The organism is Carnobacterium sp. (genome assembly GCF_040274425.1).
The window spans coordinates 1-11299 of sequence record NZ_JBEMBC010000084.1 but is presented as its reverse complement, the minus strand read 5'-3'; the positions used below and the strand labels follow the sequence as shown (position 1 = coordinate 11299).

The following is an 11299-nucleotide window of genomic DNA, read 5'->3' as shown; positions in this document are numbered from 1 at the left end:
AAGCAAAGAAAAAAATTCATTCAACTGAATTATATTATGATTCTTGGATAGATGTTCAAGCTAAACGTTGTCCTGAATTTGATGGAATGGAAAACTACTCAGATAAATAATTATCGAAAGAAAGGTGGCGTGAAGGATGGAATTACTTTGATTACAGCCACGTTCCTGATTGCGAAACAGCTACAGATGAAGAATTTTATCAGTGGTATGACGGCATTTTTAAGGATGGTGCAGAATGAGTAAAAAAGAGGTAATCAACAAATGGCAAACAGAAGGTGATTTAGCAGTGATTTACCAAGTCGGCGATATCATCCTATATTTTAGAAAAGATAAAGATCCTGATTTTGAAAGAGGTCAAACATTGAATATGGAAGAAGCGGCAGAAAGTAACCCTTATAAAGTTGCCAAGCATGATTTTGATCAATTACCAAATGATGCGTTTATTGACTTAGGATGGAGTTGGAGTGAATGAAACTCGGAGGATTTTATGAAACGTTAAATGGCAATATCGGGCAGACTATGGCAGCTGCATCTTTGAATCATGCGCTTAAAGATGATTTTCACTTTGAAGAACCAATAATTCTATGTCAGTTGTTTTTTGATAACGGAAAATCAGAATGGTGGTTGAACAATCAATTAGAAGAAGTAGAATCTCCACAGGTTAATTTGTTCAAGGATGGTGTAGAATGAATAAACGTATAAAAAACAAAATCATGAAACGTGCTATTAAAAAGTATGAATTTGGTATTGCTTTATCTCACAAAGAATATGAGTTGATCAAACAGTATATTTTTTTAAAAGAATTCGATTTCAGCAAGTTTTTAGATAAATGTATGGATCTTTTGAAGAAAGTATGGAAATTCATTTCTGATGCTTTTATAAAATTAGGAGAAAGAATTGGTAATTCTATTAATACTCTTAAATTCAAACCACCGCAAGTAACTATTAACCCTAAAATAACAACATACTATGCAGGAACAAATCCGAATGATTAGGAGTGACAGAAATAATCCTAAATTCATTCCTAAAAATTACGCTAATGGAACCCGTGCAGTAGCTAAACCAAAAGAACATTATAAAAAGCCTCGCAATGGTAAACAAATAGCCGGAGCCTCAGCAAAAAAGAATGGCCAATATTTTGAAAACATTATAGAAATTACTTGTCGCTATTATAAGCAGCACCAAATAGCGGATATCCAAAAAACACCAGAACCAATGAGAGTTTTAGAAACGTTGGACAATAAAAAAGGAATCTTTAAAGCTGTATTCGAAAAACAAGCTCAGCCAGACTTTAAAGGCGTTTTAAAAGGTGGACGTACCATCATTTTTGAAGCTAAACATACGAACGGTAAATCAATTGCACAAGATCGATTAAGTCTCGAACAAATTGAAAACTTTACAAGTCACCATAAATTAGGAGCTGAATGTTTTGTGTTAGTCAGTTTCGAAATGAAAAACTTTTATAAGATACCTTGGGAGATTTGGAGAGATATGCAGTTCGTTTTTAAAAAGAAATCAGTCAATCAATCAGATATAAAAGGGTACGAGGTTGAATACAAGAACGGCATTTTGAATTTTATTGAAACAGAGAAGAATAAACGATAATTAAAGGAGACGCTATAAATGATTAATAACGTTGTTTTAGTTGGACGATTAACCAAAGATGCTGATTTGAGATATACCTCTAGCGGTACAGCAGTAGCTTCTTTCACTCTAGCGGTTAACAAAGCTTTCAAAAAAGAGAATGAAGAACAAAAAGCTGATTTCATTAATTGTGTGATTTGGAGAAAGACTGCAGAGTCTTTAGCTAATTACACAAGCAAAGGATCATTAGTAGGAATTGAAGGAAGGATCCAAACACGTTCTTATGACAATCAACAAGGACAACGAGTATATGTTACCGAAGTAGTCGCTGAAGTCGTTAGTTTCTTAGATACCAAAAATAGCCAAAAAACAGCCGATGCAGATCGACAAGCACCAATTCATACAAATACCCAAAATTACAATTCGAACCAAGCAAGCTCAAATTATTCCAGACCAGAAACGAAACCAGACATAACCAATAAATCTACACCATACGAAATGTCAGATGATGATTTACCATTCTGATAAATTCCATTTAAGGAGTAAACAATTATGAAGACAAGAATAGACAGAAAACACGTTCAGTTAGCTCAAAGCACAAATTTTATTGATGAGTATCAGCCTAATAAAATTCAAAATGTAGCAGATGATTCAGCGTTTATAAAAAAGATGAACGGAATTAAATTTAACGAATTTACGATTGGCCAACATAAAAGAGTTTATAGAATCGCTCTTAGGGGGTTGGGGTTAAGAAGAGCCATTGATAAAGAGATAGCAAGTCAAACAAGATATAGAGAAGAAATTGCTCATGAAATGGCTATGAATCCTGAATCTGCTATTCTACATCACGAATGGCATAGCATAAATAATGCAATTAGAGTGCTAAATTCATTGGTCAAAGACAACAACCAAGCCGGGGGTTAAAATAAATGGATTTTACTCGAATGGAATTGGAAGAATTGAAGCTAACTGAAATAAAAAATGGTATAATAGTTCTAACAAACGGTATTGCCATGCTTAAGGAATTACCCGATTACGGTAAATCTACTGTAGAGGTACTTACTCATGAAGGAAAAGTTACTTATATTGAAGATCTAACAAAAAAGAAAATTAAAATATAGTCTGACTTGACATACAAGAGGACATTTAACTTTAACGTATTAATTTACGTTGGGTTAAGTGTCCTCTTTTTTTGTACATAAAAAAAGGAGGTATGTTTATGTGGCATTATGCAGATGAGTTATCAGATGAATATAAAAAAGGACTCAGGGAATTGCGTTTGGAAAGAATGAAACGAAAGTCTGTTAAAGATGAACTAAAACTATCAAATAGGATTGATGAATGGACGAATGATATGGAAGTCGAATTAAGAACAATCAGTGGAATGGTTAGTGATATGGAGTATGCAATTTCTTGGTTAGAAAACGCTAGAGAACCTGGTTTAAAAAGAGGTATTACAAATAAATCAAGATATCAAAGAACAGAGTTATGGGCAGAAATAGACATCCTATCAATGAAAGCTTATCGAATGCAATCTACTGTCGAAGGTAGAGAGTTGTCTCTTGAAGAAAACGCTAGAATGAATGAGATATTAGATTGTTTGTCAAAAAGAGAACGAGAAGCCTACAGATGCATTATGGGTGAAGGTCATACTTATGCTGAGACAGCTTATTTTATGGGGATTACAAGGGGAGCGGTGCAAATGCTAGTAAATAGGGCTAAATCTAAAATCCAAGGCTGTTTAGAAACGGGAATAGTTCAAACAACTCTTGTGTTTGCATGAAAATACTTTTTAGTTTTGTAATACAAGTACCACCAACTATTGTATAGGTAGCTACCCACATTTTTTTCTGCACTTCTTTAATTTTAGCAAAGACTTTTAACATAATTAGAACAGTGTTTTCTTTCTAGAAAATTGGTATAATGCATTAATACTATTATTGATGGAGGAAAACAATGAACCATATAAAAGATATACTAAGTTCCGTATTAAGCTTTTTAAAAACAACATTTTATGATAATTATAATGCTGGAATTTTTGGGACTTATGCAGAATGGGCAGGGATTATTTTTACAATTTTAACGATTATATTTACTTTAAGATTTTATAACAAAGATAACCGAATAGTTTTTAGAGTTGCTGTTAATAAGAAAAACAAACAAACCAAAACAGATGAAGGTATTATTTATTCAGCCGACGAAATATATATTATACAAGCTATTAATCTATCTAAAATGTCTGAGACAGTTTATTTTGATGGTATTAGATACAAATATGCTTTTTTTGAAAAATTGTGGATAAAGATGAAAAATAATAAAATAGAGTATTTGCAAACTACTATTTCTGTTTTTTTTGAAAGTGGTGATAAATTTGAATATGTTGGACCAAGGAATAGTACAAAGGAACAAATATTCGAAAGCCATTGGATAGATGATTTTGTGGTAAACAGATTCAAAAAAACTAATAAACCAGTTACTATCGAAGTAGTTTATGCTAACGCGACAGGTCAGGAGTTTACACAAGATGTATTATTTAGCAAAAAGGATATTAAATATATAGAAAGCATAAGAGAAAATTTTAAGGACAGAATTGAAAGAAGAAAATCAGAAGTACTATTAAAAAAAGAATTAGAAAATAAAAAATATAAAGACCTTTTGTAGGTCTTTTTTTATACAAAAAATAACTAATTAAGAAACTGGGTTAATTAGTTAAGCTTTTCCCCGATATACATTTAATGAGGAGGTGGACGTATGTTTACGAAAAAGTTCTTGGAAATGGGAAAAAAAATTGAAACAATACATGAAAGTGAAACTGATATGTTAGATTCTTTGAAAAAAACAGTACAAACAGCTTCGCTATCAGATACTGATAAAGATTATCTTTTTGATTTTATCAATGCTAAGAAAGAATACTCAAAGATTAAAAAAATAAAATCAGACGATGAATCTGCTTACTTACTTGCTGCAGACCGCTTAGATGTTTTTAGAAATTACTTTAATAACAACTAGCGAATATCTAATCTGTTATATTTAAAAAATTCTGACCTCATTACGAGGTCTTTTTTAATACATAAAATTACAAAACAAACACGATGGGCGGGTGGTGGAAATGAATTGATTAATTGGGAAGAAATTAGAAAAGAATTTGAAGAAACAGACATAACGATGAAATTGCTTGCTGAAAAACATGACATTAAAGCCACCACTCTTAGAAGTAGAAAAAATCGTGAGAAGTGGCAGCAGAGAAACGGAACTAAAAACGTTGCAACAAAAAACGCAACGCAACATAAAAACGTTGCAACGCAAAAAGTTGAAGAAGTATTAGATGATAGTGGCTTAACAGAAAAGCAAAAACTGTTCTGTTTATATTATCTACAATCTTTCAATGCTACCCAATCTTATATAAAAGCTTATGACTGTACTTACAATACAGCTATGGTTGAAGGCTCTAAGTGCCTAAGAAACCCTAAGATAAATAATCAATTAGATAAGCTTAAAGCAGAGATACACCAAGAATTGAAAGTGAGTATCCTAGACATCGCTAATGAGCATGCAAAGATGGGTTTTTCTGACCTAGGTGATTATATTGAATTCAGTGGTGAAAGAACTCAGCTTTTGAACCAGGATGGTAAACCATTGAAAGATGAAGATGGTAACATGATGGTTACATTTGTTGATGAAGTCAGGCTCATAGATTCTAATAAAGTTGACACCTCTCTTATTAAAGAGATTAAACAAGGTAAAGATGGAATAACCTTTAAGTTGTATGATCGCCAGAAGTCGTTGGATAAGTTAGAGAAACTCATACCTAAAGACAACTCTAATAAAACTGAGGATGAATTGAACTGTAAGTTGTTAGAAGCACGTATTGCTCAGATTGAAGCTCAGACCTTTAGAATTAAAGCTGAGAATGGGGACTTCGATGACGAAATGCTTGAAGATGATGGATTCATGGATGCTATAAACGGCATGGTCACAAACAAAGAGGTGTGGCCAGATGAAGACTAGGTTCAAGAGAAAACGTGCTACGTTTATATTTAGTCCTTTTTCAGTCAAACAACTGCAGGTTTTAAGTTGGTGGGAACATCCAAAGCATAAAGAGAAAGATGCAATTATATGTGATGGTTCTGTACGTGCAGGTAAAACACTAATCATGTCTTTATCTTATATTATCTGGTCTATGCAATCATTTGATGGTCAGCAATTCGGGATAGCTGGTAAAACGATTGGATCCCTAAGACGTAATGTTATCAATTTGCTCAAAACGATTCTTTTCTTTAGAGGTTATAAAGTAAAAGACTTACGCAGCGATAACATACTAGAGATAACTAAAAACGGTAAAACAAACCACTACTTCTTATTTGGTGGGAAAGATGAATCCTCACAAGACTTAGTCCAAGGACTAACAGCTGCAGGGTTCTTTTTTGATGAAGCAGCATTGATGCCTAAATCATTCATTGATCAAGCAACAGCTCGTTGTTCCGTTGAAGGTGCAAAGCTTTGGTTTAACATGAACCCTGAAGGTCCTTATCATTGGTTTAAATTAGAGTGGATAGATAAGCTAATTGAGAAGAATGCTCTTCACATCCATTTTACAATGAATGATAACCCTTCTTTATCAGATAGAGTTAAAGAACGTTACAAACGCATGTATTCTGGTGTGTTCTATTTGCGTTTCATCTTAGGTATGTGGGTTATGTCAGAAGGTATCATTTACGATAACTTTGATAAAGACACCATGGTTCAAGAGCTACCAGAAGATGCAGTATGCGACAGATATTATGTATCTATTGACTATGGTACTCAAAACCCAACGGTCTTCTTGTTATGGGGCCGTTACAAAGGTACGTGGTACTGTTTAGATGAGTATTTCCATAGTGGCCGAGAAAGTAGCAGGCAAAAAACAGACAAACAATATAGTGATGACTTGAAAGAGTTCTTAGGTGGCATTGAAGCAACGATTATCGTTGACCCTTCTGCTGCCTCTTTTATTGCTCAACTAAGAGAAGATGGCTTTTCAGTCGAAAGAGCTAAGAACGATGTTTTAGATGGAATAAGAGCGACTCAAACAGCAATGAATGAAGGGAAGATTGTATTTACAAGTAAGTGTAAGAACTTATTTAAAGAATTTTCTTCTTATGTTTGGGATGAGAAAGCAGGACTTAGCGGAACAGATAAGCCTGTTAAGGAACATGACCATGCTGCAGATGCGCTAAGATACTTCGTCTACAAAGTAATCTTCAAGAAAGTAGCAAGAACAGGAAGCAAGTCTAAATATGGCATAAGATAAGGAGGTAAAGCATGGCTATATCAATTGATAGAGAGTTGGCAGGAGATATAAATAACCCTTCTGTTGCAGTATTAAAGTATTGTATAGAGCAACACCAGAAAGAACTAGAACGATTTGATAAACTATCTGACTATTACGATGGTAAACATGAAGTTTTAGAACGAAAATTAGACAATGAGAATACTAAAAATAATAAAGTAATGGTCAATCATGCTAAGTATGTGACTGATATGAATGTTGGTTTCTTAGTAGGTAATCCTATTTCTTATTCATCTGGAGATAATAATAACCTCGACTCAATACTAGAATCTTTTGAAGAAATGGATATCGTCTCTCATGATACTGAATTAGAGAAAGATCTATCTGTATTTGGTATTGGATTAGAGCTTATTTACCTAAGAAAAGTACCTGGTACGGAAATTGAAACTGAAATGATGATTAAAGCAGTGGATCCACGAGGTATCTTCTTAGTGACTGATGATACGATTGAAAAGAACCCTTTGTTTGCGGTCCATTATTATAAAAAGTATGATCTAGATGGAAAAATGACTGGATGGCTTTTAAATATTTACACATTTAAGGCAATTATCACACGTAAATCGAAGGACTTAAGTTTATCAGAATCCACGATAGTTAAAGCTTTACCTCAATACTTTGGTGGTGTGCAAGTCATAGAATATCGTAATAACGAAGAGAAACAAGGCGATTTCGAGCAAGCTATTTCTCTATTTGATGCTTATAACGTTCTTCAAAGTGACCGTATTAGCGACAAAGAAGCCTTTATTGATGCATTGCTTATTATTTACGGATTTAAACTAGAAGGAAATATTGCTGATGGTTTGATTGAAGCTCCTGGTAAAGGAGAAGATGGTGCAGGTGCTGAATGGCTAACAAAGACCTTTGATGAATCTCAAGTCCAACTACTGTCTAAGTCAATTGAAGATAACATCCATAAAGTAACTTATGTGCCTAATATGAATGATGAAAACTTTGCTGGAAATATCAGTGGTGAGGCCATGAAGTACAAATTATTTGGATTACTCCAGTTGATGTCAATTAAGTCTCGTTACATGACTAAAGGTTTACGCCAACGTCTTCAGTTAATGGCCAACATGATGAATGTCAAAGGTGGAAATGTTGATGTTAGTGGGGCAAAGATTAAGATTAAACCTAATCTACCAATCAACACAAGTGACATCATTGATCAAATCGTTAAAGCAATTGATATCTTACCTTTAGAGACACTTCTTTCTTGGTTGCCTGATATTGATGATCCAGGAGAAGAAATCAAGAAGTTGATTGAACAAAAGAAACAAAATATAGAATTAGCTAATAAAATGGGCGGTGAAGGTGCTAGTCACGATAATTTAGATGATGAACCAGAGGAGGACGAAGATGAAGTACCAGAAGATTAAGAAGGTAACAATTGATGCTATTCAAATTCAAAGTCAAAATGTCAATGAAGTTATGGTATTCGTTGGAAGTGAAACTTTAATTGCTGAAGAGCATGACAAGTTCATTGATGAAATAGAATCTAAAGGTCTTTATGTTCAAACACTAGAAGGAACAAAGAAAGCCTCTATCGGTGATTACATTACTAAGACTGAAGAAGGTTACAACGTCGCGAATGGCCCTTTATTTGAATCTATGTACGAGAAGGTGTTGGAATGATAAAGGCTGTGTTTCATAAAGACAAAGAAGATAAGATAACTTCATTCATAGTAGAAGGGCACGCTGGTTATGCTCCTTCTGGTCGCGACGTGGTATGCGCTGCTGTTTCTGCATTAGTTGTTGGAACAATCAATGGATTGGAAGTGTTAACTGATGCTACTTTTGATACGTCAGTAAGTCATGGATTTACAAGAGTGGGTATTAAAGAATCAACTGCATATAGTAATGTTCTTTTAAATTCGATGTTGCTTTCTTTGGAAGGAATACAAAAAGAGTATCCCGAAAACATAGAAGTTGAAATTAAATAACTGCTATTTCTTTTTATATCTATTAAAGATATAATTTAGAAAAAGGGAGGTTAAATGATGTTTTTTTCAACAGGAGATATTAAAGAAAATTATGAAATAATTGATGTGATAATGACTCATAGTCAAAGCGAGTCTGGATTTTTTAAGCAAGCAAATTACAATGAATCATTTAAAAATGTGAATGTTTCTTTAGCTCAGCTCGTTACGGGTTTAGGAGCAGATGGCGTAATTAATCTAAAATATGAACCACAGATGCTGCTAGACAGCAAACGAACATATGCTGGGATATTTGTTACAGGAACAGCAGTAAGATTAGTTAATTAAGTAAAAGACCTCTAACCAGGTCTTTTTATTTTACCCAGAAAGGATAGTGACTAAATGACCAATAAGAAAAAGAAGCTATCTTACTGGGATAGACGTGCAATTGATCAAGACATAAAGGTCCACAATGAATTGAATGCCGTCGAAAACAAGGTAATGAAGTCTTATCAAAAAGCTCAGTTTTATTTGACAGATGAAGTTAAAAAGATATATAGACGATACCTTGCCAAATCTGAACTGTCTGAAGAAGAAGTAAAGAAAGTTCTTTATATGTCTGTTAGTCCAACTAATATTGTTGATCTGCAAACAATTGTTAAGACAGTAAAAGATGTTGATATCAAGAAGCAAGCTCAGAATTACTTAACAGGTATGGCTGTAAAGAACCGTATTACTCGATTAGAAGATTTAAAAGCAAAGTCTTATTTGGTATCAAAACAAGTAGCGGATGTTCAACTTAGTCAGTCTACTGATTACTATATTGACGTAATCAAAGAAGCCTACAATCAAGCTAGTGCTGAAGCAATCATAGGAAATTCTGAATCAGCTTTACGGTTGTATGATGACGGTAAATACCCGACTTATGTATTTGAAGATGACAAAACGTTTATTGAGATTGCTGATATGAAAACAGGCAAATCAGTTAAACGTATTGAGATTCAAAGAGATGAAGTTATTCCAAAGTTTAAAGAAATGTCTACTAAGCAAGTTCGAAACGTTCTTGATACGAGATGGCAGGGATCTAACTACTCAAAGCGTATTTGGGATGACACAGATTTATTAGCTAAGAAATTAGAAGAACTCTTCACTGTTGAAGCGATGACTGGTATGTCAGAAAGAGACATGGTCAAAGAAATCCAAACGGCTTTTGATGTTTCTAGAGGAGTAGCTAGACGTTTAGTCAGAACTGAAGCTAATTACATGGCTGGTCAGGGAAAGCTTAAAGGATGGGTAGCACAAGGTGTTGAGTATTATGTCATTGTGGCTACTTTAGACTTAAGAACTTCTAAGATATGCCAAGAGCAAGATGGTAAGAAGTATAAAGTATCTGAAGCAAAGGTAAATATCAATTATCCTCCATTTCATCCTTGGTGTAGATCAGTTGTGAGAGCTTGGTTCAATGAACGAACTTTAAGTGCTAAACGAATTGCTAACGATCCAATTACTGGTGAACGCTTTGAAATATCGCATGCTGACTCCTATAAGAAATGGGAACAGATGCTAATTGATAAGCATGGTAAAGAAGATTTACAGATTGTCAGAAAGAAAGTTAAAAACTTTAATGCTGATTTAGAGCAGTTTAACCATTATAAGAAAGCATTAAATGATGAGGACTTACCTAAGACATTAGATGAATTCCAGGATATTAAGTATTCAGATTCTGTTAAATATGAGGAGCTTAAAAAGAAATATCTGCAATTATTCAAGAAAACAGGCTAGGAGGCTCTTATGGACTGTGTAATCGAAATATCCGTAACCGACATTGAGCCGATGTCTGATTTTATTCAGGACATGGCTGACATAGTGGGTTATTTGAGGTATAAAGCGAACCCTTCAATAATGGAATTAAGAGTTATAGAAACATATGAGTCCTTTTATAACCAAATTGACAAAGATATAGATGGTAAACCTAATTTACAATTACTGTGAGGTGATTAAATGATATTTGTAAGGTTATTCATTGCTTTGATCACTTTTATTGCAATGTTTGGTGTAATTGGCGAAAGAGAAAATGAACAGTTGCGTTCAGGAATGGTTATTATTGTTTGTTTTGGACTTGTTTCTTTGTTAGGAACATTAATATTTTAAATAAAAAGGAGTGTTTAAAATGGAAGTAGCTATTTATTTTGACAATGGAAACACAGCTTATTTTCACAAGGTTAAGGATTTTAATGAACAATTAGATGTCGATGGTAGAAGCACGATCTCATTTGATTATTTTGGTATCGCATCACAGCAACATAAACATGCGCAGTTTAACAAGAAAAATATAGCCGGATATGCAATTACAAAAGGCTTTAAAAAAGATTAAGTCGCTACCTATCAGGTAACGGCTATTTTTATTGTCCTTTTTCTTGTTGCGGACGCTATAAAGAACAATAAGAAAACAAAAGTGTGTGAGTGTTTA

General features: G+C 33.7%; 20 protein-coding genes. All 20 read left to right on the top strand.

From position 1 onward, the window contains the following. Positions 1-235 precede the first annotated feature (235 nt). Positions 236-472 (top strand): hypothetical protein, encoded by a 237-nt coding sequence (locus ABS911_RS12640; RefSeq protein WP_350467857.1) that lies wholly within the window; start codon positions 236-238, stop codon positions 470-472. Further along, the gene (locus tag ABS911_RS12635; RefSeq protein WP_350467856.1) at positions 469-690 is read left to right on the top strand and encodes a hypothetical protein; all 222 of its coding nucleotides are present in this window, start codon (positions 469-471) and stop codon (positions 688-690) included. The genes ABS911_RS12640 and ABS911_RS12635 overlap by 4 nt, the downstream gene beginning before the upstream one ends. Continuing rightward, positions 687-995 carry a hypothetical protein gene (locus ABS911_RS12630; protein WP_350467855.1) on the top strand — a complete coding sequence of 103 codons (309 nt, stop codon included), beginning with the start codon at positions 687-689 and terminating at the stop codon, positions 993-995. The genes ABS911_RS12635 and ABS911_RS12630 overlap by 4 nt, the downstream gene beginning before the upstream one ends. Continuing rightward, positions 988-1605 carry a Holliday junction resolvase RecU gene (locus ABS911_RS12625; RefSeq protein WP_350467854.1) on the top strand — a complete coding sequence of 206 codons (618 nt, stop codon included), beginning with the start codon at positions 988-990 and terminating at the stop codon, positions 1603-1605. Before ABS911_RS12630 ends, ABS911_RS12625 begins: the two co-directional genes overlap by 8 nt. 18 nt (positions 1606-1623) lie before the next feature. Then, the gene (gene ssb, locus ABS911_RS12620; RefSeq protein ID WP_350467853.1) at positions 1624-2109 is read left to right on the top strand and encodes a single-stranded DNA-binding protein; all 486 of its coding nucleotides are present in this window, start codon (positions 1624-1626) and stop codon (positions 2107-2109) included. A 27-nt stretch (positions 2110-2136) separates the two neighbouring features. Next, positions 2137-2508, top strand: a complete 372-nt coding sequence (locus ABS911_RS12615; RefSeq protein ID WP_350467852.1) for a hypothetical protein — start codon at positions 2137-2139, stop codon at positions 2506-2508. Positions 2509-2513: 5 nt separating this feature from the next. Next, positions 2514-2705, top strand: coding sequence for an XtrA/YqaO family protein (locus ABS911_RS12610; protein WP_350467851.1), 192 nt, complete (start codon positions 2514-2516; stop codon positions 2703-2705). Positions 2706-2803: 98 nt separating this feature from the next. Continuing rightward, on the top strand, positions 2804-3367 hold the full coding sequence (locus ABS911_RS12605; protein WP_350467850.1) for a sigma-70 family RNA polymerase sigma factor: 564 nt from the start codon (positions 2804-2806) through the stop codon (positions 3365-3367). A 173-nt stretch (positions 3368-3540) separates the two neighbouring features. Then, the gene (locus ABS911_RS12600) at positions 3541-4245 is read left to right on the top strand and encodes a hypothetical protein (protein WP_350467849.1); all 705 of its coding nucleotides are present in this window, start codon (positions 3541-3543) and stop codon (positions 4243-4245) included. A 90-nt stretch (positions 4246-4335) separates the two neighbouring features. Beyond that, positions 4336-4593: a hypothetical protein gene (locus ABS911_RS12595; RefSeq protein WP_350467848.1), complete on the top strand. Its 258-nt coding sequence runs from the start codon at positions 4336-4338 to the stop codon at positions 4591-4593. Between the two features lie 105 nt (positions 4594-4698). Then, on the top strand, positions 4699-5592 hold the full coding sequence (locus tag ABS911_RS12590) for a terminase small subunit (protein WP_350467847.1): 894 nt from the start codon (positions 4699-4701) through the stop codon (positions 5590-5592). Further along, positions 5582-6874 carry a PBSX family phage terminase large subunit gene (locus ABS911_RS12585; protein ID WP_350467846.1) on the top strand — a complete coding sequence of 431 codons (1293 nt, stop codon included), beginning with the start codon at positions 5582-5584 and terminating at the stop codon, positions 6872-6874. The genes ABS911_RS12590 and ABS911_RS12585 overlap by 11 nt, the downstream gene beginning before the upstream one ends. A gap of 11 nt (positions 6875-6885) precedes the next feature. Continuing rightward, a complete protein-coding gene (locus ABS911_RS12580; protein ID WP_350467845.1) occupies positions 6886-8289 on the top strand; it encodes a phage portal protein in 1404 nt (467 codons plus the stop codon). Then, complete coding sequence (locus ABS911_RS12575; RefSeq protein WP_350467844.1) at positions 8270-8545, top strand: hypothetical protein; 276 nt, start codon at positions 8270-8272, stop codon at positions 8543-8545. Before ABS911_RS12580 ends, ABS911_RS12575 begins: the two co-directional genes overlap by 20 nt. Beyond that, on the top strand, positions 8542-8853 hold the full coding sequence (locus tag ABS911_RS12570; protein ID WP_350467843.1) for a ribosomal-processing cysteine protease Prp: 312 nt from the start codon (positions 8542-8544) through the stop codon (positions 8851-8853). The genes ABS911_RS12575 and ABS911_RS12570 overlap by 4 nt, the downstream gene beginning before the upstream one ends. 57 nt (positions 8854-8910) lie before the next feature. Beyond that, complete coding sequence (locus ABS911_RS12565) at positions 8911-9177, top strand: hypothetical protein (RefSeq protein ID WP_350467842.1); 267 nt, start codon at positions 8911-8913, stop codon at positions 9175-9177. Between the two features lie 54 nt (positions 9178-9231). Continuing rightward, a complete protein-coding gene (locus ABS911_RS12560) occupies positions 9232-10611 on the top strand; it encodes a minor capsid protein (protein ID WP_350467841.1) in 1380 nt (459 codons plus the stop codon). Between the two features lie 9 nt (positions 10612-10620). After that, positions 10621-10821 carry a hypothetical protein gene (locus ABS911_RS12555; protein ID WP_350467840.1) on the top strand — a complete coding sequence of 67 codons (201 nt, stop codon included), beginning with the start codon at positions 10621-10623 and terminating at the stop codon, positions 10819-10821. A 9-nt stretch (positions 10822-10830) separates the two neighbouring features. Continuing rightward, entirely contained in the window at positions 10831-10980 is a 150-nt protein-coding gene (locus ABS911_RS12550; RefSeq protein ID WP_350467839.1) for a hypothetical protein, read from the top strand. Between the two features lie 19 nt (positions 10981-10999). Continuing rightward, positions 11000-11203 (top strand): hypothetical protein, encoded by a 204-nt coding sequence (locus ABS911_RS12545; protein WP_350467838.1) that lies wholly within the window; start codon positions 11000-11002, stop codon positions 11201-11203. Positions 11204-11299: the final 96 nt, after the last annotated feature.

Coding starts and splice junctions, on each gene's coding strand:
- ABS911_RS12640 (WP_350467857.1), top strand. CDS start 236: ATGAGTAAAAAAGAGGTAATCAACAAATGGCAAACAGAAGGTGATTTA.
- ABS911_RS12635 (WP_350467856.1), top strand. CDS start 469: ATGAAACTCGGAGGATTTTATGAAACGTTAAATGGCAATATCGGGCAG.
- ABS911_RS12630 (WP_350467855.1), top strand. CDS start 687: ATGAATAAACGTATAAAAAACAAAATCATGAAACGTGCTATTAAAAAG.
- ABS911_RS12625 (WP_350467854.1), top strand. CDS start 988: ATGATTAGGAGTGACAGAAATAATCCTAAATTCATTCCTAAAAATTAC.
- ssb (WP_350467853.1), top strand. CDS start 1,624: ATGATTAATAACGTTGTTTTAGTTGGACGATTAACCAAAGATGCTGAT.
- ABS911_RS12615 (WP_350467852.1), top strand. CDS start 2,137: ATGAAGACAAGAATAGACAGAAAACACGTTCAGTTAGCTCAAAGCACA.
- ABS911_RS12610 (WP_350467851.1), top strand. CDS start 2,514: ATGGATTTTACTCGAATGGAATTGGAAGAATTGAAGCTAACTGAAATA.
- ABS911_RS12605 (WP_350467850.1), top strand. CDS start 2,804: ATGTGGCATTATGCAGATGAGTTATCAGATGAATATAAAAAAGGACTC.
- ABS911_RS12600 (WP_350467849.1), top strand. CDS start 3,541: ATGAACCATATAAAAGATATACTAAGTTCCGTATTAAGCTTTTTAAAA.
- ABS911_RS12595 (WP_350467848.1), top strand. CDS start 4,336: ATGTTTACGAAAAAGTTCTTGGAAATGGGAAAAAAAATTGAAACAATA.
- ABS911_RS12585 (WP_350467846.1), top strand. CDS start 5,582: ATGAAGACTAGGTTCAAGAGAAAACGTGCTACGTTTATATTTAGTCCT.
- ABS911_RS12580 (WP_350467845.1), top strand. CDS start 6,886: ATGGCTATATCAATTGATAGAGAGTTGGCAGGAGATATAAATAACCCT.
- ABS911_RS12575 (WP_350467844.1), top strand. CDS start 8,270: ATGAAGTACCAGAAGATTAAGAAGGTAACAATTGATGCTATTCAAATT.
- ABS911_RS12570 (WP_350467843.1), top strand. CDS start 8,542: ATGATAAAGGCTGTGTTTCATAAAGACAAAGAAGATAAGATAACTTCA.
- ABS911_RS12565 (WP_350467842.1), top strand. CDS start 8,911: ATGTTTTTTTCAACAGGAGATATTAAAGAAAATTATGAAATAATTGAT.
- ABS911_RS12560 (WP_350467841.1), top strand. CDS start 9,232: ATGACCAATAAGAAAAAGAAGCTATCTTACTGGGATAGACGTGCAATT.
- ABS911_RS12555 (WP_350467840.1), top strand. CDS start 10,621: ATGGACTGTGTAATCGAAATATCCGTAACCGACATTGAGCCGATGTCT.
- ABS911_RS12550 (WP_350467839.1), top strand. CDS start 10,831: ATGATATTTGTAAGGTTATTCATTGCTTTGATCACTTTTATTGCAATG.
- ABS911_RS12545 (WP_350467838.1), top strand. CDS start 11,000: ATGGAAGTAGCTATTTATTTTGACAATGGAAACACAGCTTATTTTCAC.